We start from the raw sequence: 23,614 nt of genomic DNA, 5'->3' as shown, positions 1-23,614 counted from the left end.
GGCGGGGACGGGCGGCGGGCGCCCGTCCCCGTATCACTTACTTCTGCCAGCTTTTGACGAGTTCGTCATAGTTGACGGTCTGCGGCTTTTCCTTCTCGTTCTCGATCTTGAGCTGTGGCGCGAGGTTGCCCTTTTCGACGGCATCCTTGTTCCAGTAGGCAAGGTCGTGCTCTTCGGCGAGCTTCGGGCCGATATCGCCCTGGACGCCGGCCCGCTCGAGACGCTCCAGTACCTTTTCCTGCTCGGCGCACAGCGAGTCCATCGCTTCCTGTGCAGACTTGGCACCCGACGACGCATCGCCGATCGCCTGCCACCACAGCTGGGCGAGCTTCGGATAGTCCGGGATGTTCGTACCAGTCGGCGACCACTGCACGCGGGCCGGCGAACGATAGAACTCAATCAGACCACCGAGCTTCGGTGCCCGCTCCGTAAACGACGGATGGGCGATCGAGGATTCGCGGATGAGCGTCAGGCCGGTATGGCTCTTCTTGACGTCAACCGTCTTGGAGACGACGAACTGCGCATAAAGCCATGCGGCCTTGGCGCGGTCGTCCGGGGTGGACTTCAGCAGCGTCCAGGAACCCACGTCCTGGTAACCGAGCTTCATGCCGTCCTTCCAGTAGACGCCATGCGGGCTCGGTGCGAAGCGCCACTTCGGCGTGCCGTCCGCGTTGACGACAGGCAGGCCGTCCTTCACGAAGTCGGCGGTGAACGCCGTATAGGTGAACATCTGCTGGGCGATCTCGCCCTGCGAGGGAACCGGGCCGGATTCCGAGAAGGTCATGCCGGCGGCGGCTGCCGGTGCATAGGCCTTCAGCCAGTCGAGATACTTCTGGATGGCATAGACCGAAGCCGGGCCGTTGGTGTCACCGCCGCGCGCGACGCAGGAGCCGACCGGCTGGGACTTTTCGTTGACCTTGATGCCCCATTCGTCGACCGGCAGACCGTTCGGCAGGCCCCTGTCGCCGTTGCCGGCCATCGAGAGCCACGCATCGGTGAAGCGCCAGCCGAGCGACGGGTCCTTCTTGCCGTAGTCCATGTGGCCATAGACTTTCTTGCCATCGATTTCACGACCGGTGAAGAACTCGGCGATGTCCTCATAAGCGGACCAGTTGACGGGAACGCCGAGATCGTAGCCGTACTTCGCCTTGAAGTCCGCCTTGTTCTTCTCGTCGTTGAACCAGTCGTAGCGGAACCAGTAGAGGTTCGCGAACTGCTGGTCGGGCAGCTGGTACAGGTCGCCGTCCGGAGCCGTCGTGAACTTCAGGCCGATGAAGTCATTGAGGTCGAGGTTCGGGTTGGTGACGTCCTTGCCTTCATTGGCCATCCACTTGGTGAGCGAACGGGCCTGCTGGTAGCGCCAATGCGTGCCGATCAGATCGCTATCGTTTACATAGGCGTCATAGACGTTTTCGCCCGACTGCATCTGGGTCTGCAGCTTTTCGACGACGTCGCCCTCGCCGATCAGGTCATGGGTGATCTTGATGCCGGTGATGGCGGTGAAGGCCGGCGCGAGCACCTTCGATTCGTATTCATGCGTGGTGATCGTTTCGGAGACGACCTTGATTTCCATGCCGGCGAACGGCTTGGCGGCATCGATGAACCACTGCATTTCGGCTTCCTGGCCGGCGCGGTCGAGCGAGGACAAGTCGCCGATTTCCGCATCCAGGAACTTCTTGGCGGCATCCATGTCCGCGAACGCGGAACCGGTAAACGCCAGCAGCAGGACTGCCGTCGTCGTCAGAAGTTGCTTTCGCATTTTGATCCTCCCTTAGGGTTTTGCGATTGCATCTGCGAAGGCCCCAATCTCCCCGGGCCTCCATTTCCTTTGCCTCACACGAAACGGAACACGCCGATGGCGTAGACCACGGACAAGGCAAGAGCCCACCACAGGTTGGGACCGACAAGGCCCAGCCATGCGAGATGAATGAACGCCGAGCCGAGCAGCGACACGAAGAGCCGGTCGCCGCGTGTCGTCTCGAAGCGCAGAATGCCGACACGCGGATTGCCGCCCGGCCGGGCATATTCCCAGACCGCCATCAGCGCGATCAGCGTGAAGATCGTCAGGAAGAACATCGCGGTCGGAAACGACCAGGCCATCCAGCCGCCCGGGATGAGCGGTGCAAACCAGTCGCGCTCACCATCCTTCAGCGGCAGCGCCACGACGAGAAGTCCGGCAATGGCGACATAGACGGCAAGCACCGCGGCGAGTGCCACAGGCCAGCGATTGGTGCGGTTGGCGACGGCAGCAGTCATCAGACCCTCCCCAGGGCGAAGCCCTTGGCGATGTAGTTACGGACGAAGTAGATCACGAGCGCGCCGGGAATGATCGTCAGCACACCGGCCGCGGCCAGCACACCCCAGTCCATGCCCGAGGCCGAGACGGTACGCGTCATCGTTGCGGCGATCGGCTTGGCATCCGTCGTCGTCAGCGTGCGGGCGATCAGGAGTTCGACCCAGGAGAACATGAAGCAGAAGAAGGCGGCCACGCCGATGCCCGATGCGATCAGCGGCACGAAGATCTTGGCGAAGAATTTCGGGAACGAGTAGCCGTCGATATAGGCGGTCTCGTCTATCTCCTTCGGCACGCCGGACATGAAGCCCTCGAGAATCCACACGGCGAGCGGCACGTTGAACAGGCAATGCGCGATGGCGACGGCGATGTGCGTGTCGATCAGGCCGAAGGCCGAATAGAGCTGGAAGAACGGCAGCGCGAAGACGGCGGGCGGCGCCATGCGATTGGTGAGCAGCCAGAAGAACAGATGCTTGTCGCCGAGGAAGCGGTAACGCGAGAAGGCATAGGCTGCCGGCAGCGCCACGGAGACCGAGATCACCGTGTTCAGCACCACATAGATGATCGAGTTGATGTAACCCGAATACCAGGCCGGATCGGTGAAGATCACCGTATAGTTGCGAAGAGTCGGGTTGACCGGCCAAAGCGAGAAGGCCCCGGTGATCTCCGCGTTCGTCTTGAAGCTCATGTTGACGAGCCAGTAGATCGGCAACATCAAAAAGAGGATGTAGAGCGCCGGCACGAGCCAGGAGAGACTGCGCTTGCTGTTGGCCGCGGCCTTGGCATTGCTCGCGACGCTCGACTGAAGGGTGTTTGCGGTGGTTGCCTGTGAGGTCATGGTTTCCTCCCTCACGCCTGTTCGTCGCTGCTGGTCATGACCGTGTAGAAGATCCACGACAGCAGCAGGATGATCAGGAAGTAGATGATGGACATCGCCGCGGCCGGGCCGAGGTCGAATTGGCCGATCGCCATCTTGACGAGGTCGATCGACAGGAACGTGGTCGAGTTGCCCGGACCGCCGCCGGTGACGACGAAGGGCTCGGTATAGATCATGAAGCTGTCCATGAAGCGCAGCAGGAAGGCGATCAGCAGCACGCGCTTCATCTTCGGCAGCTGGATGTAACGGAACACCGCCCAGCGCGACGCGCCGTCGATCTTGGCGGCCTGATAGTAGGCTTCCGGGATCGAGACGAGACCGGCATAGCACAAGAGCACCACGAGGCTCGTCCAGTGCCAGACGTCCATGACGATCAGCGTCATCCAGGCGTCGAAGACGTTGTTGACATAGTTGTAGCTGATGCCGAGCGCATCGAGTGTACGGCCGAGCAGGCCGATATCGACGCGGCCGAAGACCTGCCAGATCGTGCCGACGACGTTCCACGGAATGAGGAGCGGCAACGCCATCAGGACGAGGCAAACCGGCACGCCGAGACCTTTTTTCGGCATGTTGAGCGCGATCAGGATGCCGAGCGGAATCTGGATCGTGAGAATGATGCCGGAGAACAACAGGGTACGGCCGAGCGCCTGCCAGAAGCGGTCGGATTCCAGAACGTCGGAGAACCAGCTGACGCCGTTCCAGAAGAATTGGTTGTTGCCGAACGTGTCCTGAACCGAATAGTTCACCACCGTCATCAGCGGGATCACCGCCGAGAAGGCGACGAGCAGCAGGACGGGCAGGACCATGAACCAGGCCTTGTTGTTCCAGGTCTTGTTCATCGTCAGCCCTCCCTGCCGACACGCCAGCTATCGGCGTAGATGTTGATGGCAGCGGGATCGAAGGTGATGCGCGGCTCGGCCGGGATCTCGCCGTCCTCGGGCACGACGATGGCGATCGGCTTGCCGGCGAATTCGGCGCGCACGATCTTCTGGCGGCCGATGTCCTCCACCTTGCTGATCGAGACCGGCATGCCCTCATGCGACAGCGCGATGAATTCCGGGCGGATGCCCAGTTCCGTCTTGGCTCCGGCCGAAACGGCGGGCCTGTAGTCGAGCGTCAGCGTCTCACCGCCGACCGTCACGCTGCTGCCGTCGATGGCTGCCGGCAGCACGTTCATGCCCGGCGAGCCAATGAAGTAGCCGACGAAGGTGTGCTTCGGCTTTTCGAAAAGCTCGGCCGGCGTGCCGATCTGCACGATCTGGCCGTCATACATGACGACGACCTTGTCGGCGAAGGTGAGCGCCTCGGTCTGGTCGTGCGTGACATAGACCATGGTGAAGCCGAACTGGCGGTGCAGCTTCTTCAGCTGCGACCGCAATACCCATTTCATATGGGGGTCGATGACGGTCAGCGGCTCGTCGAACAGGATGGCGTTCACGTCGTTGCGCACGAGGCCGCGGCCGAGCGAGATCTTCTGCTTCTGGTCGGCGGTCAGGCCGCGCGCCGTCTTCTTCGCCCAGCCGGCAAGATCGATCATCTCCAGGATTTCGCGCACACGGCGATCGACTTCCGGTTCGGCGACGCCGCGGTTGCGCAACGGAAAGGCCAGATTGTCGTAAACCGTCATCGTGTCGTAGATGACCGGGAACTGGAAGACCTGCGCGATGTTGCGCTGCTGCGTCGACAGGTACGTGACGTCCTTGCCGTCGAACAGGATGCGTCCCTCGGACGGCTGTAGCAGGCCCGAGATGATGTTGAGCAGCGTGGTCTTGCCGCAACCGGAAGGCCCGAGCAGCGCATAGGCGCCGCCGTCGTTCCACTCGTGGTGGACTTCCTTCAGCGAATAGTCCGCCTCCGATTTCGGCTTTTCGCCGTAGGCGTGGCGGATGTGGTCGAGGGTGATGCGTGCCATGGTCTCCTCCTCAAGCCGCCGCGACGGCCGGTTCAGCGATCGCCTTGCCGTCCGTACCGAAGGCCATCAGGTGGCGCGTATCGACATGGACGGTGATGACCGCATCCGGCTCGATGTCGTGAATGCCCGGCGAGAGCATGACCCAGCGGCTGCCCTCGAACTCGATATGGATGAAGCTCTCCGAACCCGCGATTTCCGAGATCGCCGTGCGCGCCTGAAGGCTGGCCGAGGCCGCGTTCTGGCTGCCGAGCGAAAGATGGTGCGGGTGGAAGGCGATGGTGCAGGGCCCGTCCGGCAATGCCGAAAGATGCGCCGGCACCGGCAGAACCGGCTTGCCGCCGACTTTGAACGTGCCGCCGGCCTTCAGAACCTGCATGGTGTTGAGCGGCGGGTCGGCGAAGGTACGGGCGGTCACGAGGTCGATCGGGCGGCGATAGACATCGATGGTACGGCCGAACTGGGTGATGCGGCCCTGCGAAAGGGTCGCGGTATTGCCACCGAGCAGCAGCGCTTCCGATGGTTCCGTCGTCGCATAGACGAAGATCGCACCGGAAGCGGCAAAAATCTTCGGCAGTTCGAGGCGCAGTTCCTCGCGCAGCTTGTAATCGAGATTGGCCAACGGCTCGTCGAGCAGCACCAGGCTGGCATTCTTGACGATGGCGCGGGCAAGCGCCGTGCGCTGCTGCTGGCCGCCGGAAAGATTGAGCGGCGTGCGATCGAGATAGGGCGTCAGCTTCAGGAGATCGGCCGCCTTGCGCACCTCGCGGTCGATGGTGGCGGCGTCGGTGCCCTTGATGCGCATCGGTGAGGCGATGTTCTCGTAGACGGTCAGCGCAGGATAGTTGATGAACTGCTGGTAGACCATGGCGACGCCGCGGTCCTGCACGCGCACACCCGTGACGTCCTTGCCGTCGAACCAGACGGAACCGGAGGTCGGCTTGTCGAGACCGGCCATCAGCCGCATCAGCGAGGTCTTGCCCGATAGCGTCGGGCCAAGCAGCACGTTGAGCGAGCCGCGCTCGAGCACGAGATTGGTGGGGTGGATATGCGTTTCCGCCCCCGCCACCTTCGCGATGTTTCTAAGTTCCAGCATTCCTATCTCCGTCGTTCCTCCCAGCCACCGGATCAGGGTGTGCTAGTGGGGCGCCGCCTGTGCAGCCGCCATGTAGTCCTCCAGTGCGGCCGCTTCCGCGGCCGTCAGGTGCAAGCCTCGTTTGGTCCGCCGCCACAGCACGTCTTCTGCGTGCCGGGCCCATTCTTCCTTCATCAGCCAGCGTACTTCGCGCTCGTAGAGATCGCTGCCAAAATGCCGTCCAAGATCCGCCGCACTTTTCACGCCCTCCAGCAGGAATGACGCACGCGTGCCATAGAGCCGTACGAGCCGGCGGGCATGGGCAGCGGCAAGGAACGGGAAGCGCGCGGAGAGCGCCTTAACTTCCGCATCGAAGCCATCGACCTTGAAATCGCCGCCCGGCAGGCGAGACGTTGCCGTCCAGCGATCGCCCTTGGCGCCGATCGATTCCGAAATCTTCTCCAGCGCCGATTCGGCGAGACGCCGGTAGGTGGTGAGCTTGCCGCCGAAGATGTTGAGCAACGGCGCCTGACCATCGCCGCCCTCGACCTTCAGCACGTAGTCGCGCGTGGCTTCCTGCGCCTTGCTGGCGCCGTCGTCGAAAAGCGGGCGCACGCCGGAATAGGTCCAGACGATATCGTCGCGGGTGACCGGTTCGGCGAAGTACTCGCTCGCCGAGGCGCAAAGGTAGCGCATTTCCTCGTCGCTGATGCGGACATCGCGGGGATCACCCTGATAATCGCGGTCGGTCGTGCCGATCAGTGTGAACTCTTCCTGGTAAGGAATGGCGAACATGATACGCCCGTCCGGGTTCTGGAAGAAATAGGCGCGCGGATCGGAGAATTTCTTCTTCACGACGATATGGCTGCCCTGCACGAGACGGACATTGTGCACGTCGTTGCGGCCAAAGGCGGAGGACAGGACCTTGTCGATCCACGGACCGGCCGCATTGACCAGCATGCGGGCACGCACCGTCTCGCGGGCACCGGTTTCGACATTCTCCGTCTCGACACTCCAGTGACCGTTCTCGCGGCGCGCCGTGACGACTTTCGTACCGGTTCGGATATCCGCACCTCGGTCGGCGGCGTCGCGGGCGTTCAGCACGACGAGGCGCGCATCGTCCACCCAACCGTCGGAATATTCGAAAGCCTTGCGGAACAGCTTCTTGAGCGGCCCGCCGGCCGGATCCCTGGCAAGATCCACGGTGCTGGTCGCCGGCAGGAGCTTACGGCCGCCGATATAATCATAAAGGAACAGGCCGAGGCGGATGAGCCAGGCCGGACGCGGCCCGCCCTTCTGGAAGGGCAGGACGAAGCGCATCGGCCAGATGACATGCGGCGCCATCGCCCAGAGCACTTCGCGCTCCATCAGCGCTTCGCGCACCAGGCGGAATTCGTAATGTTCGAGATAACGCAGGCCACCGTGAATGAGCTTGGTGGAGGCCGAAGACGTGCCGGAGGCAAAATCCTTCATCTCGGCAAGCACGACCGAATAGCCGCGGCCGGCAGCGTCGCGCGCAATGCCACAGCCGTTGATGCCGCCACCGATGACAAAAATATCGCGGATCACGTTGCCGTCCAAGTTCCCCTCCCATTTCGCATTGCACAATTTTGCGCAGTTGCGAAAGCAAGAGGAGTTAAAACGAAAACATTTCGAATGTCAAACGAATGCGAGAAGGAATACCACGTCCCGATGTCATGCCTGTGAAGTCGTCTCGACCAGACGCACGTCATTCTCCTGGCAAATGGCCCGAATGCCCTCGAAAGGACAGCTGTCGGTGATGAAAGTGTGGACCTGCGACAGATGACCGATGCGCACCGGCGCGGTTCTTTCGAATTTCGTCGAATCCGAAACCAGGATGACATGGCGGGCATTCGCAATGATCGCCTGCGCCACCTTCACCTCCCGATAGTCGAAATCGAGCAGCGCACCGTCCTCGTCGATGGCCGAAACGCCGATGACGGCATAGTCCACCTTGAACTGGCGGATGAAATCGACCGCCGCCTCGCCGACGATGCCGCCGTCCGCGCCGCGCACCACCCCGCCGGCGATCACCACCTCGATTGAGGGATAGACGCGCAAACGATTGGCGACGTTGATGTTGTTGGTAATGACCATCAATTCCTTGTGGTCGAGCAGTGCCTCGCCGACGGCTTCCGTCGTCGTGCCGATATTGATGAAAAGCGAGGAATTGTCCGGAATGACGCCGGCAGCGGCGCGACCTATCGCCTGTTTTTCGGGGGCTGCGATGGAGCGACGCGCCTCGTATTTTACATTCTCGTTGCCGCTCGGGAAGAGCGCGCCGCCATGGATACGCGTCAAAACCTTGTTGTCGCAGAGGTCGTTCAGATCCTTGCGGATGGTTTGCGGCGTCACGGAGAAGCGCGCGGCGAGGTCTTCCACGAGCACGCGGCCCTCGGTTTTGGCGAGATCCAGAATCTCCGCCTGCCGACCCGTCAGAAACATAGGCACCTCCCACTGCTTTCGTTTTTTTTCATCATATGCAAAAACGAAAGCACATCAATTGATCGATCCTGCCTTCTTGGAGTGCGCCCCGGTTTTTGTGATACTGGGCGGATCGCAGGTGACCGGGAGGACAGACCATGTTTCATCCAGCCTTGTTCAAGGGCGCCAATGTCGTCGTGACGGGGGCCGGCCGCGGCATCGGGCTGGAAATCGCCCGGCAGTTCCTCGATTGCGGTGCCCACGTGCTGCTGCATGGGGGTCGCGCACCGGCGGGTCCCCTGCCGGAATTCCTCGAAACCGCCGTCGCGGAAGCCCGCGCCCACATCGTCTATTCGGATTTCCTGGAGGAAGGCGGCATCGGCGCGATCCTGGAGCGTGTGGACAGCCTCTTTCCGCATGTCGATGTGCTCATCAACAATGCCGGCACCATGGTCGGCCGCTTCCCGGCAGCGGATCTGACCGACGAGCAGTACGAAACCGTCGTGCGCCTCAACCAGACCTCCGTGGTCGAAGTGACGCGCGCTTTGCTGCGGTCGCTGCGCCGCGCGCCGCACGCCGCCATCGTCAACACGGTGTCGATCTCGGCGCTGACGGGCGGCAGCCCCGGTTCGGCGATCTACTCGGCGACGAAAGCCTTCGTCTCCACCTATTCGAAGGGTCTTGCCCGCGAGCTGGCACCGGATGGCATCCGCGTCAACTGCGTCTCGCCGGGCACCATCACGACGGATTTTCACGAACGCTACTCGTCCGCCGAGAAGCTGGAAGCGACGCGCAAGACGATCCCGCTGCAGCGGCTCGGGACGGCGGAGGACTGCGCCCCCGCCTATCTCTTCCTCGCCTCCAACGCGCTCTCCGGCTACATCACCGGCCAGGTGCTGGAAGTGAACGGCGGCCAGCTTATCTGCTGACCGTCGCCGTCAGGCCGATCACGCGTTGACGTCGACGACCACGCGCCCCTTCACCTTGCCCTCCAGAATCTGGTTGGCGAGCTCGGGAAGATCGGACAGCCGGTGTTCGACCACCATGGCCTCCAGCTTGTCCATCGGCAGGTCGGCGGCGATACGGTTCCAGGCGTCGACGCGCTGGTTGTAGGGCCGGTTGACCGAATCGATGCCGAGCAGGCTGACGCCGCGCAGCAGGAACGGAACGACCGTGAAGGACGGCACGACGGCACCCGCCGCGAGGCCGACCGAGGCGACGGCACCATCATACTTCATCTGCTTCAGCACGCGCGCGAGCATGTCGCCGCCAACCGCGTCCACCGCCCCCGCCCAACGCTCGGATTCGAGCGGCTTGCTGTTCGGCTCCGCAAGGTCTGCGCGGTCGATGATCGTCTCCGCGCCCAGTTGCTTGAGATACTCCGCCGTTTCCGGCCGCCCCGTCACGGCGGCGACCGAATAACCGAGCCGCGCCAGAAGCGCCACAGCCACCGAGCCGACCCCGCCCGCAGCACCCGTCACCAGAACCTCACCCTTCAGTGGGGACAGTCCTGCCTTTTCCAGTGCGATGACGGACATCATGGAGGTGAGGCCCGCCGTGCCGATCGCCATGGCCTGCCGGGTCGTAAGCTCCTGCGGCAGCGGCACCAGCCAGTCGGCCTTTACCCTGGCGCGCGTCGCATAGCCGCCCCACCAGATTTCTCCCACGCGCCAGCCCGTCAGCACCACCCGGTCGCCCGGGCGGTAGCGCGGATCATCGGAAGCCTCCACGGTACCGGCGAAATCGACGCCCGGTACATGCGGGAAGGTCCGCACCAGCCCGCCCTTGCCGTTGATGCAAAGCCCGTCCTTGTAGTTCAGCGTCGAATATTCGACGGCGACAGTGACATCGCCATCGGGAAGCCGTGTGTCATCAAGTTCCTGGATCGATGCGGAAACCGCGCCATCTGCGGTCTTTTCTACCAACAATGCCTGAAACGTCATCGCATGCTCCCTGTGTTCCTGCGCTGCACCAGATATAGGGCCGGGGGCATTGGTGCCGCCACTGTTCTTTTGTATCAAGGGAAAGGAGGCGCGCTTCGCACATGATAGAAAAGCTCGAATATTTCATCGCGCTCGCCCGCGAAAAGCACTTTGCCCGGGCCGCCGAGGAGATCGGCATTTCGCAGCCCACGCTGTCTGCGGCGATCCGCCAGCTGGAAGACCAGCTCGGCGTGATGCTCGTGGTGCGCGGCTCGCGTTTCCAGGGCCTGACGCCCGAGGGCCAGCGGGTGCTGGAATGGGCGCGCCGCATCGTCGGCGATACGCGCACCATGCGCGAGGAGATGCGCGCGGCGCGAAAGGGCCTCTCCGGCCATATCCGCATTGCCGCCATCCCGACGACGCTCGCCATGGTGCCGCGCATCACCGCACCTTTCCAGGAAAAGCACCCCGACGTCACGTTTTCGATCGTCTCGACGACCTCGATAAAAATCCTCGGCCTGCTTGAGAATCTCGAGATCGATGCCGGCCTGACCTATCTTGAAAACGAGCCGCTCGGCCGTGTCACCAGCGTGCCGCTGCTGCACGAGCACTATTGCCTGATTACCGCCAGGGGAAATACCTTTTCCGATCGCGAAACCGTGACCTGGCAGGAAGCCGGCAGTATTAGGCTCTGCCTATTGACCGCCGACATGCAGAACCGCCGCATTATCAACCGGCACTTCGCGGAAGCCGGCGTTACCGTGGAACCTTCGCTTGAAGCCAATTCGATGATCGTGCTGTTCTCCCATGTGCGCACCGGGCGCTGGTCGAGCATCATGCCGCGCAATGTCGCAAAATCATTTGGATTTCCTGACGAAATAAGTATAGTTTCCCTCGTCGATCCCGAACCGCATCATACGGTCGGCCTCGTCGCCACCCATCGCGAGCCGTTCACGCCGCTCGTTTCCGCCCTGCTGCACGAAGCACGCGTGCTTGCCGAAAAGGGGATGGATTGATAGGAATTTCCTATCACCCAACGGCTTTGCTTTATTGACCCGTCGTCGCCCGGCTGAGAAGGTGCTAGACTAAGTCTGCGGGGATCGACAGGGTTCCGGTCTTCGCCGAACATTTTCAATGGTGTCGGCGCGTCAGAACCCCTTGTTTCCTCGTGGTTCATTCGTGTCGGTTGGGAGGCCTACCATGAATGTGCACGTTACCGGCAGCGATGTCGGATCCAGAACGCTGGCCATCGTCAGCGAACTGAAGGGGCTCGAAGGCCCGCTTCTTCCCATCCTGCACGAAATCCAGGCCGAATTCGGCTATGTGCCCCAGGAATGCCTGCCGGTCATCGCGCGTGAACTGAACCTGTCGCGCGCCGAAGTGCATGGCGTCGTCACCTTCTATCATGACTATCGCGACCATCCGACGGGCCGGCATGTGCTGAAACTCTGTCGCGCCGAGGCCTGTCAGTCGATGGGCGGAGACGCGCTCGCCGAACGCGTCAAGGCGCTGCTCGGCATCGATTTTCACCAGACGACCCTGGACGGGGCTGTCACGCTGGAACCCATCTACTGTCTCGGGCTCTGTTCCTGCGCACCCGCCGCGATGCTCGACGGCGAGGTGCACGGACGGGTCGACGCGGAGCTGGCGAAAGAACTCGTCGCGGAGGCACGCCGATGACCGTCCGTATCTACGTTCCCCGCGATGCCGCAGCCCTTGCGCTCGGCGCCGACCGTGTCGCCAAGGCGCTCGCAACCGAGGCCCATTCCCGTAAACTCGACATCGCCATCGTACGCAACGGCTCCCGCGGCATGCACTGGCTGGAACCGCTGGTCGAGGTCGAAACGGCCGAGGGCCGCATCGCCTATGGCCCGGTCAAACCGTCCGATGTCGCGGGCCTGCTCGATGCCGGCCTGCTGGATGGCAAGGCCCACCCGCTCTGTCTTGGCGGAACGGAAGAGATTCCGTTCCTGAAGAACCAGACCCGCCTCACCTTCGCCCGTTGCGGCGTGATCGATCCCGTCTCGCTGGAAGACTACAAGGCGCATGGCGGCCTGAAGGGCCTGGAAAAGGCCATCGCCATGGCTCCGCTCGACGTGGTCAAGGAGGTCACCGACAGCGGCCTGCGCGGCCGCGGCGGTGCCGGTTTCCCGACCGGTATCAAGTGGAAGACCGTGCATGATGCGCCCGGCGCCCAAAAATACATCGTCTGCAATGCAGACGAAGGCGATTCGGGTACCTTCGCCGACCGCATGATCATGGAAGGCGATCCCTTCGTGCTGATCGAGGGCATGGCCATCGCCGGGCTGGCGACCGGCGCCACCAAGGGCTATGTCTATACCCGCTCGGAATATCCGCATGCCATTGCCGTCATGAACGAAGCCGTCGCGGTCGCCCGCGCCGCCGGCGTGCTCGGCCCTTCGGTGCTCGGCTCCGGCAAAGCCTTCGACATGGAAATCCGTGTCGGCGCGGGCGCCTATGTCTGCGGCGAGGAAACCGCGCTGCTGAACAGCCTTGAAGGCAAACGCGGCATCGTGCGCGCCAAGCCGCCGTTGCCGGCGCTTCAGGGCTTTCTCGGCCGCCCGACCGTCGTCAACAACGTCATTTCGCTCGCCTCCGTGCCCATCATCATGGACAAGGGCCCCGCCTATTACCGCGACTTCGGCATGGGCCGCTCGCGCGGCACGATCCCGATCCAGATCGCCGGCAACGTCAAACATGGCGGCCTCTACGAGACCGCCTTCGGCCTGACGCTCGGGGAGATCGTCGATGATATCGGCGGCGGCACGGCCTCCGGCCGGCCGGTCCGTGCCGTGCAGGTCGGCGGCCCGCTCGGCGCCTATTTCCCGCGCGCGCTGTTCGATACGCCCTTCGACTACGAGGCCTTCGCGGCGAAGGACGGCCTGATCGGCCATGCCGGCATCACCGTCTTCGACGACACGGTCGATATGCTCAAGCAGGCGCGCTTCGCCATGGAGTTCTGCGCCGTCGAGAGCTGCGGCAAGTGCACGCCCTGTCGCATCGGCTCGACGCGCGGCGTCGAGACCGCCGACAAGATCGCGCAGGGGATCGAGCCGGAAAAGAACCGCGAGCTGCTCGCCGACCTCTGCAACACGATGAAATTCGGCTCGCTCTGCGCGCTTGGCGGTTTTACGCCCTATCCGGTCATGAGCGCCATGACCCACTTCCCGGAAGACTTTTCGCCGGCACCGATGGTGGAGGCTGCGGAATGAGCGAGACGGAAAAGGTCAAAGGCCCGGCCTCCTATTTCCCCTCCATCGAGAAGAAATACGGCCAGCCGATCGAGCATTGGAAAGCCATCGTGCGCGGGCAGGATGGCAAGGCGCATATGCAGATCGTCGCCTTCCTCAAGGAAACGCACGGTCTTGGCCACGGCCATGCCAATGCCCTCGTCGCGGCGACACTCGCCGAGACGAAATCGTAAGAATTGAACCCAAGCCGCCGCTGAAACGCGGCGCGAGACGATCCGGAGGCTTCCATGTCCCTCGTTCCTGAAATCGACTTCGGCACACCTGCCGCCCGCTCGGAAAAGATGGTGACACTCACCATCGACGGCAACGAGATCACCGTTCCCGAGGGTACCTCCATCATGCGCGCGTCCATGGAGGCCGGCATTCAGGTGCCGAAACTCTGCGCCACCGACATGGTCGATGCCTTCGGCTCCTGCCGCCTCTGTCTCGTCGAGATCGAAGGCCGCAACGGCACACCAGCCTCCTGCACCACGCCGGTCGCCCCCGGCCTCGTCGTCCATACCCAGACGAGCCGGCTGAAGAGCATTCGCAAGGGCGTGATGGAACTCTACATCTCCGACCACCCGCTCGACTGCCTCACCTGCGCGGCCAATGGCGACTGCGAATTGCAGGACATGGCCGGTGCCGTCGGCCTGCGCGATGTGCGCTATGGCTACGAGGGCGACAACCACGTCAAGGCGCGCAGCAATGGCGAAACCAACGCCCGCTGGATGCCGAAGGACGAATCGAACCCCTATTTCACCTATGACCCCTCGAAATGCATCGTCTGCTCGCGCTGCGTGCGCGCCTGTGAAGAGGTGCAGGGCACTTTCGCGCTGACCATCGAGGGTCGCGGTTTCGACAGCCGCGTCTCGCCCGGCATGCACGAACATTTCCTCGAATCCGAATGCGTGTCCTGCGGCGCCTGCGTGCAGGCCTGCCCGACGGCGACGCTGACGGAAAAGTCGGTCATCGAGATCGGCCAGCCGGAACATTCGGTCGTCACCACCTGCGCCTATTGCGGCGTCGGCTGCTCCTTCAAGGCGGAAATGCGCGGCGAGGAGCTGGTGCGCATGGTGCCGTGGAAGGATGGGCAGGCCAATCGCGGCCACTCCTGTGTGAAGGGGCGTTTCGCCTATGGCTACTCGACCCATCGCGACCGCATCCTGAACCCGATGATCCGCGAAAAGATCTCCGACCCGTGGCGCGAAGTGACCTGGGAAGAGGCCTATGCCCATGTCGCCTCAGAATTCCGCCGCATCCAGTATCAGTATGGCCGGGAGTCCATCGGTGGCATCACCTCATCGCGCTGCACCAATGAGGAGACCTACCTGGTCCAGAAGCTGATCCGCGCCGGCTTCGGCAACAACAATGTCGATACCTGCGCCCGCGTCTGTCATTCGCCGACGGGCTACGGTCTCGGCCAGGCCTTCGGCACCTCCGCCGGCACGCAGAATTTCGATTCGGTCGAGCATACGGATGTCGTCATCGTCATCGGCGCCAACCCGACGGACGGCCACCCGGTCTTCGCCTCGCGCCTCAAGAAGCGTCTGCGCCAGGGCGCCAAGCTGATCGTCATCGATCCGCGCCGCATCGATCTCGTCTCCTCGCCGCATATCAAGGCGTCCTACCATCTGCCGCTGCGCCCCGGCACCAACGTCGCCGTCGTCACCGCACTCGCCCATGTCATCGTGACGGAAGGCCTCTACGACGAAACGTTCATCCGCGAGCGCTGCGACTGGTCGGAATTCGAGGACTGGGCGGGCTTCGTCGCCGAACCGCGCCACAGCCCGGAAGAAACCGAAGCGCTGACCGGCGTGCCGGCCGAAACGTTGCGCGGTGCTGCCCGCCTCTTCGCCACCGGCGGCAACGGCTCGATCTATTACGGCCTCGGCGTCACCGAGCACAGCCAGGGCTCGACCACCGTCATGGCCATCGCCAACCTCGCCATGGCGACCGGCAATATCGGCCGCGAGGGCGTGGGCGTGAACCCGCTGCGCGGCCAGAACAACGTGCAGGGCTCGTGCGACATGGGTTCCTTCCCGCACGAACTGCCGGGCTACCGCCACATCTCGGACGAGGCGACCCGCGAGATCTTCGAAAAGCTGTGGGGCGTGACGCTCAACAACGAGCCGGGCCTGCGCATTCCCAATATGCTGGATGCCGCCGTCGAGGGCACGTTCAAGGGCATCTATATCCAGGGCGAGGACATCCTCCAGTCGGACCCCGACACCAAACACGTCTCCGCCGGCCTTGCCGCCATGGAATGCGTCGTCGTGCAGGACCTGTTCCTGAACGAAACCGCCAATTACGCCCATGTCTTCCTGCCGGGCTCGACCTTCCTCGAGAAGGACGGCACTTTCACCAATGCGGAGCGCCGCATCAACCGCGTGCGCCGCGTCATGACGCCGAAGAACGGCTATGCCGACTGGGAAGTCACGCAGAACCTCGCCCATGCCATGGGATTGGGCTGGAACTATAGTCATCCCTCAGAGATCATGGACGAAATCGCCGCGACGACGCCAAGCTTCGCGCTGGTTTCCTACGACTATCTCGAAAAGCACGGTTCGGTGCAGTGGCCGTGCAACGAGAAGAACCCGCAGGGTTCGCCGATCATGCACATCAATGGCTTCGTGCGCGGCAAGGGAAAGTTCATCCGTACGGAATATGTCGCGACCGACGAGAAGACCGGCCCGCGCTTCCCGCTCTTGCTCACCACCGGCCGCATTCTCAGCCAGTACAATGTCGGCGCCCAGACGCGGCGCACCGACAATGTGCTCTGGCACGAGGAAGACCGGCTGGAAATGCATCCGCATGATGCTGAAAACCGCGGCATCCGCGATGGCGACTGGGTGCGGCTGGCAAGCCGCGCCGGCGAGACGACGCTGCGTGCGCTCGTCACCGACCGCGTCTCGCCTGGCGTCGTCTACACGACCTTCCACCATCCGCTGACACAGGCCAACGTCATCACCACCGATTTCTCCGACTGGGCGACCAATTGTCCGGAGTATAAGGTGACGGCCGTGCAGATCTCGCCGTCGAACGGTCCGTCCGACTGGCAGGTCGAATATGACGAGCTGTCGCGCCAGTCCCGCCGCATCAAGGGCAAGCTGGAGGCAGCGGAATAGGAACGCCCGTGCCGGATTTTCCGATCCATACCAAGGTTGCAAAGAGCGCCCGCCGCAACGGGCGGCTTGCCGACGGCGAGCGCTTCGTTCCGGAGGAAACCCCGGTCGCCTTCTCCTATGCCGGCTCGACCCATGCCGTGATGATGGCGACACCTGCCGACCTTGAGGATTTCGCCACCGGCTTCAGCCTGACCGAGGGCATCATCAGTGATCCCGCCGAGATAGAGACCATCGAGGTCCTGGCGGAGGACAAGGGCATCGACCTGCAAATCCGCCTCGCCGACGCCCAGAACGACGCGTTGACCACCCGCCGCCGCCACATGGCCGGCCCGGTCGGCTGCGGTCTCTGCGGCATCGAATCGATCGAGCAGGCCGTGCGCGTCACGCCCTCCGTGCGTTCGTCATCACTTACGCTTATGGAGGAACAGGTCGTCGAAGCCGTGCGCCTTCTCAACGGCCAGCAGCCTTTGCACATGGTGACACGCGCCGTGCATGGCGCGGGCTTCTATGTGCCGGGCCAGGGTCTCATCGCGGTGCGCGAGGATGTCGGCCGGCACAATGCGCTGGACAAGCTTGTCGGTGCGGCACGGCGGGCGGGCCATGCGGGTGCGGCCGGTGCGGTCGTGGTCACAAGCCGCGTTTCCGTCGAAATGGTGCAGAAGACCGCGATCATTGGCAGCCCCTTCATCATCGCCATATCCGCCCCGACAGCACTTGCCATCCGCACGGCCGAAGACGCCGGAATGACGCTGATCGCGCTGGTACGCGGCGAGGACTTCGAGATTTTCACCGGTGCGGAACGCATCGTGCCCGGCACCGAGCGGCGCCTGGGAAACGGGTAGGAGAAACGCATGTCCGACGGCAACAAGATCATCAGGATGGCAAACCAGATCGCCACCTTCTTCCACTCGCAGCCGGCCAGCGAAGGTCCGGGTGGCGTGGCCACCCATATCAACAAGTTCTGGGAGCCACGCATGCGCCGCCAGCTCTTCGATCTCGTCGACAACCATGGCGGCGCCGGCCTCGACAGCCTCGTCCTGCAGGCCGTTCCGCTGATCCACCGTCCCGCGCCGGCTGAAGTTCCGCCGGCGGCCGCCGCACGGGCCTGAAGCAGCCTCTCAGCCTCAAGCAAAAAAAGGCCGGCATGACGCCGGCCTTTTCATTCTTGTCCGCGATCAGAACTCTTCCCAGTTCTCCGCTGCCGCCGTTCCACCGGGGGAACGCATCGTGCGGGCGACGGCATGCAGATGGGCGGTGGGGGCAGGGGCGACGACCCTTGGAGCTCGGACCGCCCCCTGCCCGCCTGCCGCGCCGTTTCCGGCAAGCCGGAACCGGCGGATAAGCGCGTGAAGTGCATCAGCCTCACGCGCCATGGCGTGGCTCGCCGCCGTGCTTTCCTCCACCATGGCGGCATTCTGCTGCGTGGCCTGATCCATCGAATTGACGGAAATGTTGATTTCGCGAAGACCCGTCGATTGCTCGCGGGAGCCCTCCACGATGGCGGCAACGTTGGTATGAACCTCCTGTACCTGCGCAAGGATTTCTTGCAGGGCACGCCCGGTCTCGTCGACGAGGGCGACACCGCTTTTCACCTGCTCGCCGGACGTCGTGATCAGGGCCTTGATGTCTTTGGCGGCACTGGCGGAACGCTGGGCCAGTTCCCGCACTTCCTGCGCCACGACCGCAAACCCCTTGCCCGCCTCGCCGGCGCGGGCTGCCTCGACGCCGGCATTCAAGGCCAGAAGGTTGGTCTGGAACGCGATATCATCGATGACGCCGATGATATTGGAAATCTCGCGGGACGATTGCTCGATCTGTCCCATGGCATCGATCGCCTTCTTGACGACGACGCCGGACTTTTCCGCTCCCGTCCGGGTCTTGGCGACCAGCGAGCCGGCTTCATCGGCACGGCGGCTCGAATCGGCGACCGTCGTGGTGATTTCGTCGAGCGCGGCGGCGGTTTCCTCCACAGAGGCGGCCTGCTGCTCGGTGCGTCTGGCCAGATCGTCTGCCGCCGAACGGATTTCCTGGGCGCCGGACGCAATCGCATTGGCGTTGACCTCGACCGTGCGCATCGCTTCATGCAGGCCGGCGACAGCCTCGTTGAAGTCCTTGCGAACCGTTTCCATGGAGGGCACGAAGGGTGTCTTGAGATTTTGCGTCAGGTCGCCTTCCGAGAGCGCCTTCAATCCGCTGCCGAGCGCATTGATCGCCGACATGCGCTCGGTGACGTCAGTCGCGAATTTCACGATCTTGTAGACGCGGCCGTTCAGGTCGCGGATCGGGTTGTAGGCGGCCTGGATCCAGATTTCCCTGCCGCCCTTGCCGTAGCGCACGAACTCATTGGAGATGAACTGTCCGTTGGCGAGGTTCTTCCAGAAATCCGCATAATCCTGCGTCTGCACATAGGCGGGGTCACAGAACATGCGGTGATGTTTGCCGCGGATTTCCGAAAGGTCGTAGCCGAGACCCGCGCAGAAATTCTCATTGGCATGCAGGATTTCACCAGCCGGGGTGAATTCGATCACAGCCTGTGACCGGGAAATCGCATTGAGCTTTGCCGCATCCTCCGCCGCCCGCATTTTCGCCTCTGTGATATCGGTGGCGAACTTGACGACCTTGTAGGCCTTGCCGCCGCGGAAGACGGGATTGTAGCTCGCCTGGATCCAGATCTCCCTGCCGTCCTTGCGCAGGCGCTTGTAGCTGGAGGAATCGTATTCTCCCCGCCCGAGGCGCGCCCAGAACTGGCGGTATTCCTCCGTCGCCGTATAGGCGGCCTCACAGAAGATGCGGTGATGTTTGCCGACGATCTCCTTCAGCTCATAGCCGAGCGCCTTGCAGAAATTTTCGTTGGCAGTGAGGATGGTGCCGTTGAGATCGAACTGGATCACGGCCTGCGAGCGCGACAGCGCGTCGATGATGTGGCCTGCATCCATGGACTTTGCAAATGAAAGCATGACCTTTCCCCTTGTGCGACGGCCACGGCTTGATGCCGATTGCCGGCGCTGTGGTCGTCAGTTTCTGGCGTTGCACATGGGCCGCGACGCGGTCCATGCTGGATTTGTTCGGGTCAATCTTTGCAGGAGACTTTCAGCCCCATGCAAGATGGGCATTTGCAATCAAAGATGGAGTGACAGCTTTAACAATTGATGAAAGACAGTAGGCGAGTTTTAAGTTCACTTACATAACAATAACTTACAAATAGGCCCATATTTATGGTGCTGACGCTACGTAAGCGCCCTTCCATCAACCACACGCAAACTCCCCCTAAAGTTGCGCCCGCCGCCAACAAACAAAAAACCGCCGTGCACGGGCACGGCGGTTCTCGATTTTCCGAAAGGATGGAGCCGAATCAGGCCGCCATTTCCTCGACATCGCGTTCCTTGAACATGCGGGCGAGGTTGAGGAAGCAGATCATGCCGTTCTCGTGGGCGATGATGCCCTCGGCGTAAACCTTGTCGAAGGAGGTGGTCACTTCGGGCACCGGCTGGATCTGCTCGCTGCGAATGGTGAGGATGTCCGAGACACGATCGACGACGAGGCCGACGACCATGCTGTGCACCTCGGCGACGACGATGGCGCTGCGCTCGTTCGCCTCCGTGCTCTTCATGCCGAGCTTATGAGCGAGGTCGATGATCGGGATGACCGTGCCGCGCAGGTTCATCACGCCGATGACGTCGGGCGGCGAATGGGGAATCGGCGTCGAGGGTGCCCAGCCGCGAATTTCACGGATCGTCGTCGTCTTCACGCAGAATTCCTGCTCATGCAGGCGGAATGCGATGATTTCGAGTGTGTCGCCGGCAAAGGTGGCCGTATTGATGGAGGTCATCGGGATCTTTCCAGGTTGGTCTGCATCGTGTTTCGATCCTATGCACGCTCTGGTTAAAATCTTTCAAACGTTTGCCGCATCCGAAAAAGCAAAAGGCCCCGCGTCGCCGCGAGACCTTGTCTTCTGCTCCGTCACGTCAGGTCCGGTCAGGTGCGCAGAACCGCTTCGAACTGTTCCAGCGCCCAGTCCACCTGGTCGCCGGTGATGACCAGGGGCGGAGCGATCCGGATGGTGTCGCCGTGCGTATCCTTGGCAAGGATACCGCGCTCCTTCAACGCTTCGCAATATTTGCGCGCGCCGCCGGCGGCCGGATCCAGCTCCACGGCGAGCATCAGCCCGCGACCGCGCACTTCCTTGATGAGGTTCGACCGTATGCCCTTGAGGCCGACCTGGAAACGCTCACCCATGCGCTCCGAATTGCCGATCATATCCTCTTCGACCAGCACCTTCAGAGCGGCCCGGGCAATGGCGCAGGCAAGCGGGTTGCCGCCGAACGTCGAGCCATGCTGGCCAGGCTTCAGGACGCCAAGCACCTCGCTGTTCGAAAGCACCGCCGAAACCGGGTAGAAACCGCCCGACAGCGCCTTGCCGACCAGCGTCACGTCCGCCTCGATGCCTTCGTGTTCTTCGGCCAGCAGCCTTCCGGTGCGGCCGAGACCCGTCTGGATCTCGTCGAGGATGAGCGTAATGCCGTGCCGGGTGCAAAGCTCGCGCACCCCGGTGAAGTAGCCTGTCGGCGGGATCAGCACACCGGCCTCGCCCTGAATAGGTTCGATCAGGAAGGCAACAGTGTTTTCATTGATCCCCGCACGGAACGCTTCGAGATCGCCGAAGGGCACATGGCGGAAGCCGGGTGCGAAGGGACCGAAGCCGGTGCGCGCATCCGGATCCGTCGAGAAGCCGACGATGCCCATGGTGCGGCCGTGGAAATTGTTGGAGCAGACGATGATCTCGGCCTGCCCTTCCGGCACGCCTTTGACCTCATAGCCCCATTTGCGCACGGCCTTCACGGCCGTTTCGACAGCCTCGGCACCCGAATTCATCGGCAACACCTTGTGCGAGCCGGTAAGTGCAGCGATTTCCTCGTAGAAATGCGCGAGCTGGTCGTTGCGGAAGGCGCGTGAAGTGAGCGTCAGCTTCCCGGCCTGCTCCATCATCGCTGCCAGGATCTTCGGGTGGCAATGACCCTGATTGACCGCCGAATAGGCCGAAAGGCAATCCAGGTAGCGGTTGCCGTCGATGTCCCAGACATGAACGCCCTCTCCCCGCGACAGAACCACGTCGAGCGGCTTGTAGTTGTGGGCGCCGAGGCGGTACTCGGTTTCGATCAGGCTGGCAGTCGACGGCGTCATGGGGTCCTCCGGTTGTTTTCAGGCGCTGCGGGTCGGCCGGTCGAGAATGCGGCGCCCGAAAAGGCTTGCGGTCAGTTCGACGAGAATGCGCGCGCTCTTGCCGCGGTCGTCGAGGAACGGGTTCAACTCGACAAGATCGAGCGAGGAGACAAGGCCGCTGTCGCAGAGCATCTCCATGATGAGATGCGCCTCGCGGAAGGTCGCGCCACCGGGCACCGTGGTGCCGACGCCGGGTGCAAGCTCCGGATCGAGGAAATCGACGTCGAGGCTGACATGCAGGAGGCCGTTCTCTGCTTTGATGCGGGCAATGATGTCGTGCATGATATGCGCCATGCCGATCTCGTCGACCGCGCGCATATCATAGACATTGACGCCATGTTCGGCGATTTCCTCGCGCTCGCGCGCATCGACGGAGCGAATGCCGACCTGAAAGACATTCTTCGGATCGACCATCGGGCGACCGGCTTCGAGGATCGGCGTAAATTCGGCTTCGCCGCAGAAGAAGGCCACGGGCATGCCGTGCATATTGCCCGAAGGCGAGGTTGCCGGCGAATTGAAGTCGGCATGGGCATCGAGCCAGAGCACGAAGAGCGGGCGGCCCTGATCGGCCGCATGGCGCGCCATGCCGGAGACGGAGCCCATGGAGAGCGCATGATCGCCGCCAAGGATAAGCGGGAATTTTCCGCTGCGCGCCGCATCATAGACGGCGGTGTCGAGAGCCCGCGTGAAGGCCGCGACGACTTGAAGGTTGTTGGCCTTCGGATGGTTGGCGAGATCGCGGGCCGGCAGGGGATGCAGGTCGCCCTCATCCGTCACCGTATGTCCAAGATCGGTCAGCGTCGTGTCGACGCCGGCGATACGCAACGCCGTCGGTCCCATTGCCGCGCCGCGTCGGCCCGAACCTTCTTCCAAGGGTGCGCCAATCAGCGCGATATGCTTGTCATTTTCAGCCATGGTTTCCCCGCCGGTGCGTGAGAGCCGGTTTGCCCGGTTTTGCGCGATTATTGCCGTTCACACCGTTGGCAAAAAGAGGGAAAACTGACAAATAGATGGACGAATTTAGCATTTTGCGAAACACTGGATGACAAAATGGCAAGCCTTGACGATCTCGACCACGCCTTGATCGGCGCGCTGCGCCACAATGCCCGAATGCCCGTCTCCTCACTCGCCGCCATGACCGGGGCCTCGCGTGCCACGGTATCCGCGCGCATCGATCGGCTCGTCTCATCCGGAACGATTGCCGCTTTCACCATCAAGACCGGAGCGGAGCTGACCGGCAGCGGCGTGCGCGCCATCGTGATGATCGAGGTGCACGGCAAGATGGCCGACCGCGTCAGCGCGCAACTGCGCGGCCTGCCGCAGGTCCGCGCCCTTCACTCCACCAACGGCCGTTGGGATTTCATCGCCGAGCTCGAGGACCGCGACCTCGGCACATTCGACGAGACCCTGCACCGCATTCGCCTTATCGACGGCATCACGGTGACGGAAACGAATATTCTCTTGAAGACGACAAAGAACGCGTTGGCGTGAAAG

The 23,614-nt window shown here is 62.8% G+C and carries 22 protein-coding genes; 9 read left to right on the top strand and 13 right to left on the bottom strand.

The window, feature by feature from the left end; all coding sequences use genetic code 11:
• Window positions 1–37 precede the first annotated feature (37 nt).
• The 8 genes from MUU55_RS28030 to MUU55_RS27995 form a co-directional block, all read right to left on the bottom strand.
• A complete protein-coding gene (locus tag MUU55_RS28030; protein ID WP_244764064.1) occupies window positions 38–1,759 on the bottom strand; it encodes an ABC transporter substrate-binding protein in 1,722 nt (573 codons plus the stop codon).
• 74 nt (window positions 1,760–1,833) lie between these two features.
• Window positions 1,834–2,256: a DUF2160 domain-containing protein gene (locus tag MUU55_RS28025; protein WP_244764063.1), complete on the bottom strand. Its 423-nt coding sequence runs from the start codon at window positions 2,254–2,256 to the stop codon at window positions 1,834–1,836.
• Window positions 2,256–3,131, bottom strand: a complete 876-nt coding sequence (locus MUU55_RS28020) for a carbohydrate ABC transporter permease (protein ID WP_244764062.1) — start codon at window positions 3,129–3,131, stop codon at window positions 2,256–2,258. The genes MUU55_RS28025 and MUU55_RS28020 overlap by 1 nt, the downstream gene beginning before the upstream one ends.
• An 11-nt stretch (window positions 3,132–3,142) precedes the next feature.
• Window positions 3,143–4,009: a carbohydrate ABC transporter permease gene (locus tag MUU55_RS28015; protein WP_244764061.1), complete on the bottom strand. Its 867-nt coding sequence runs from the start codon at window positions 4,007–4,009 to the stop codon at window positions 3,143–3,145.
• Window positions 4,010–4,011: 2 nt separating this feature from the next.
• Window positions 4,012–5,082, bottom strand: coding sequence for an ABC transporter ATP-binding protein (locus MUU55_RS28010; protein WP_244764060.1), 1,071 nt, complete (start codon window positions 5,080–5,082; stop codon window positions 4,012–4,014).
• Window positions 5,083–5,092: 10 nt separating this feature from the next.
• Window positions 5,093–6,175, bottom strand: a complete 1,083-nt coding sequence (locus tag MUU55_RS28005) for an ABC transporter ATP-binding protein (protein ID WP_244764059.1) — start codon at window positions 6,173–6,175, stop codon at window positions 5,093–5,095.
• Between the two features lie 42 nt (window positions 6,176–6,217).
• Window positions 6,218–7,735 carry a glycerol-3-phosphate dehydrogenase gene (glpD, locus tag MUU55_RS28000; protein ID WP_244764058.1) on the bottom strand — a complete coding sequence of 506 codons (1,518 nt, stop codon included), beginning with the start codon at window positions 7,733–7,735 and terminating at the stop codon, window positions 6,218–6,220.
• Between the two features lie 114 nt (window positions 7,736–7,849).
• Entirely contained in the window at window positions 7,850–8,620 is a 771-nt protein-coding gene (locus tag MUU55_RS27995; RefSeq protein WP_244764057.1) for a DeoR/GlpR family DNA-binding transcription regulator, read from the bottom strand.
• A gap of 137 nt (window positions 8,621–8,757) precedes the next feature.
• Here MUU55_RS27995 and MUU55_RS27990 point away from each other — a divergent pair, with 137 nt between their 5' ends.
• A complete protein-coding gene (locus MUU55_RS27990) occupies window positions 8,758–9,528 on the top strand; it encodes an SDR family NAD(P)-dependent oxidoreductase (protein WP_244764056.1) in 771 nt (256 codons plus the stop codon).
• A gap of 18 nt (window positions 9,529–9,546) precedes the next feature.
• Here MUU55_RS27990 and acuI read toward each other — a convergent pair whose 3' ends face one another.
• Window positions 9,547–10,542, bottom strand: a complete 996-nt coding sequence (gene acuI, locus MUU55_RS27985; RefSeq protein WP_244764055.1) for an acrylyl-CoA reductase (NADPH) — start codon at window positions 10,540–10,542, stop codon at window positions 9,547–9,549.
• 101 nt (window positions 10,543–10,643) lie between these two features.
• On the opposite strand from acuI, the gene MUU55_RS27980 reads away from it, so the two are divergent.
• The 7 genes from MUU55_RS27980 (at window position 10,644) to MUU55_RS27950 (ending at window position 18,009) form a co-directional block, all read left to right on the top strand.
• Window positions 10,644–11,537: a LysR family transcriptional regulator gene (locus MUU55_RS27980; RefSeq protein ID WP_244764054.1), complete on the top strand. Its 894-nt coding sequence runs from the start codon at window positions 10,644–10,646 to the stop codon at window positions 11,535–11,537.
• Window positions 11,538–11,721: 184 nt separating this feature from the next.
• A complete protein-coding gene (locus tag MUU55_RS27975) occupies window positions 11,722–12,201 on the top strand; it encodes a formate dehydrogenase subunit gamma (RefSeq protein WP_244764053.1) in 480 nt (159 codons plus the stop codon).
• Window positions 12,198–13,754: a formate dehydrogenase beta subunit gene (locus tag MUU55_RS27970; RefSeq protein WP_244764052.1), complete on the top strand. Its 1,557-nt coding sequence runs from the start codon at window positions 12,198–12,200 to the stop codon at window positions 13,752–13,754. Before MUU55_RS27975 ends, MUU55_RS27970 begins: the two co-directional genes overlap by 4 nt.
• Window positions 13,751–13,966 (top strand): DUF4287 domain-containing protein, encoded by a 216-nt coding sequence (locus tag MUU55_RS27965; RefSeq protein WP_244764051.1) that lies wholly within the window; start codon window positions 13,751–13,753, stop codon window positions 13,964–13,966. The genes MUU55_RS27970 and MUU55_RS27965 overlap by 4 nt, the downstream gene beginning before the upstream one ends.
• A gap of 54 nt (window positions 13,967–14,020) precedes the next feature.
• A complete protein-coding gene (gene fdhF / locus MUU55_RS27960; protein ID WP_244764050.1) occupies window positions 14,021–16,900 on the top strand; it encodes a formate dehydrogenase subunit alpha in 2,880 nt (959 codons plus the stop codon).
• Between the two features lie 8 nt (window positions 16,901–16,908).
• The gene (gene fdhD / locus MUU55_RS27955) at window positions 16,909–17,742 is read left to right on the top strand and encodes a formate dehydrogenase accessory sulfurtransferase FdhD (RefSeq protein ID WP_244764049.1); all 834 of its coding nucleotides are present in this window, start codon (window positions 16,909–16,911) and stop codon (window positions 17,740–17,742) included.
• 9 nt (window positions 17,743–17,751) lie between these two features.
• Window positions 17,752–18,009, top strand: a complete 258-nt coding sequence (locus MUU55_RS27950; RefSeq protein WP_244764048.1) for a formate dehydrogenase subunit delta — start codon at window positions 17,752–17,754, stop codon at window positions 18,007–18,009.
• A 66-nt stretch (window positions 18,010–18,075) separates the two neighbouring features.
• On the opposite strand, the gene MUU55_RS27945 is transcribed toward MUU55_RS27950, so the two are convergent.
• From MUU55_RS27945 to rocF, 4 genes are all read right to left on the bottom strand, one after another.
• Complete coding sequence (locus MUU55_RS27945) at window positions 18,076–19,857, bottom strand: methyl-accepting chemotaxis protein (protein WP_244764047.1); 1,782 nt, start codon at window positions 19,855–19,857, stop codon at window positions 18,076–18,078.
• Window positions 19,858–20,252: 395 nt separating this feature from the next.
• Window positions 20,253–20,729 carry a chemotaxis protein CheW gene (locus tag MUU55_RS27940; RefSeq protein WP_244764046.1) on the bottom strand — a complete coding sequence of 159 codons (477 nt, stop codon included), beginning with the start codon at window positions 20,727–20,729 and terminating at the stop codon, window positions 20,253–20,255.
• A 146-nt stretch (window positions 20,730–20,875) separates the two neighbouring features.
• Window positions 20,876–22,081 carry an ornithine--oxo-acid transaminase gene (rocD, locus tag MUU55_RS27935; protein WP_244764045.1) on the bottom strand — a complete coding sequence of 402 codons (1,206 nt, stop codon included), beginning with the start codon at window positions 22,079–22,081 and terminating at the stop codon, window positions 20,876–20,878.
• Window positions 22,082–22,099: 18 nt separating this feature from the next.
• A complete protein-coding gene (gene rocF / locus MUU55_RS27930) occupies window positions 22,100–23,035 on the bottom strand; it encodes an arginase (RefSeq protein ID WP_244764044.1) in 936 nt (311 codons plus the stop codon).
• Window positions 23,036–23,170: 135 nt separating this feature from the next.
• On the opposite strand from rocF, the gene MUU55_RS27925 reads away from it, so the two are divergent.
• Entirely contained in the window at window positions 23,171–23,611 is a 441-nt protein-coding gene (locus tag MUU55_RS27925) for an Lrp/AsnC family transcriptional regulator (RefSeq protein ID WP_244764043.1), read from the top strand.
• Window positions 23,612–23,614 lie beyond the last annotated feature (3 nt).

This window comes from Shinella curvata, from assembly GCF_022899935.1.
Lineage (GTDB): Bacteria > Pseudomonadota > Alphaproteobacteria > Rhizobiales > Rhizobiaceae > Shinella > Shinella curvata.
This window is presented reverse-complemented; position numbering and strand designations above follow the sequence as displayed.

Bases quoted from the DNA above. Each gene is read 5' to 3' on its own strand.
- MUU55_RS28030 (WP_244764064.1), bottom strand. From the start codon at position 1,759: ATGCGAAAGCAACTTCTGACGACGACGGCAGTCCTGCTGCTGGCGTTT.
- MUU55_RS28025 (WP_244764063.1), bottom strand. From the start codon at position 2,256: ATGACTGCTGCCGTCGCCAACCGCACCAATCGCTGGCCTGTGGCACTC.
- MUU55_RS28020 (WP_244764062.1), bottom strand. From the start codon at position 3,131: ATGACCTCACAGGCAACCACCGCAAACACCCTTCAGTCGAGCGTCGCG.
- MUU55_RS28015 (WP_244764061.1), bottom strand. From the start codon at position 4,009: ATGAACAAGACCTGGAACAACAAGGCCTGGTTCATGGTCCTGCCCGTC.
- MUU55_RS28010 (WP_244764060.1), bottom strand. From the start codon at position 5,082: ATGGCACGCATCACCCTCGACCACATCCGCCACGCCTACGGCGAAAAG.
- MUU55_RS28005 (WP_244764059.1), bottom strand. From the start codon at position 6,175: ATGCTGGAACTTAGAAACATCGCGAAGGTGGCGGGGGCGGAAACGCAT.
- MUU55_RS27995 (WP_244764057.1), bottom strand. From the start codon at position 8,620: ATGTTTCTGACGGGTCGGCAGGCGGAGATTCTGGATCTCGCCAAAACC.
- MUU55_RS27990 (WP_244764056.1), top strand. From the start codon at position 8,758: ATGTTTCATCCAGCCTTGTTCAAGGGCGCCAATGTCGTCGTGACGGGG.
- acuI (WP_244764055.1), bottom strand. From the start codon at position 10,542: ATGACGTTTCAGGCATTGTTGGTAGAAAAGACCGCAGATGGCGCGGTT.
- MUU55_RS27980 (WP_244764054.1), top strand. From the start codon at position 10,644: ATGATAGAAAAGCTCGAATATTTCATCGCGCTCGCCCGCGAAAAGCAC.
- MUU55_RS27975 (WP_244764053.1), top strand. From the start codon at position 11,722: ATGAATGTGCACGTTACCGGCAGCGATGTCGGATCCAGAACGCTGGCC.
- MUU55_RS27970 (WP_244764052.1), top strand. From the start codon at position 12,198: ATGACCGTCCGTATCTACGTTCCCCGCGATGCCGCAGCCCTTGCGCTC.
- MUU55_RS27965 (WP_244764051.1), top strand. From the start codon at position 13,751: ATGAGCGAGACGGAAAAGGTCAAAGGCCCGGCCTCCTATTTCCCCTCC.
- fdhF (WP_244764050.1), top strand. From the start codon at position 14,021: ATGTCCCTCGTTCCTGAAATCGACTTCGGCACACCTGCCGCCCGCTCG.
- MUU55_RS27950 (WP_244764048.1), top strand. From the start codon at position 17,752: ATGTCCGACGGCAACAAGATCATCAGGATGGCAAACCAGATCGCCACC.
- MUU55_RS27945 (WP_244764047.1), bottom strand. From the start codon at position 19,857: ATGCTTTCATTTGCAAAGTCCATGGATGCAGGCCACATCATCGACGCG.
- MUU55_RS27940 (WP_244764046.1), bottom strand. From the start codon at position 20,729: ATGACCTCCATCAATACGGCCACCTTTGCCGGCGACACACTCGAAATC.
- rocD (WP_244764045.1), bottom strand. From the start codon at position 22,081: ATGACGCCGTCGACTGCCAGCCTGATCGAAACCGAGTACCGCCTCGGC.
- rocF (WP_244764044.1), bottom strand. From the start codon at position 23,035: ATGGCTGAAAATGACAAGCATATCGCGCTGATTGGCGCACCCTTGGAA.
- MUU55_RS27925 (WP_244764043.1), top strand. From the start codon at position 23,171: ATGGCAAGCCTTGACGATCTCGACCACGCCTTGATCGGCGCGCTGCGC.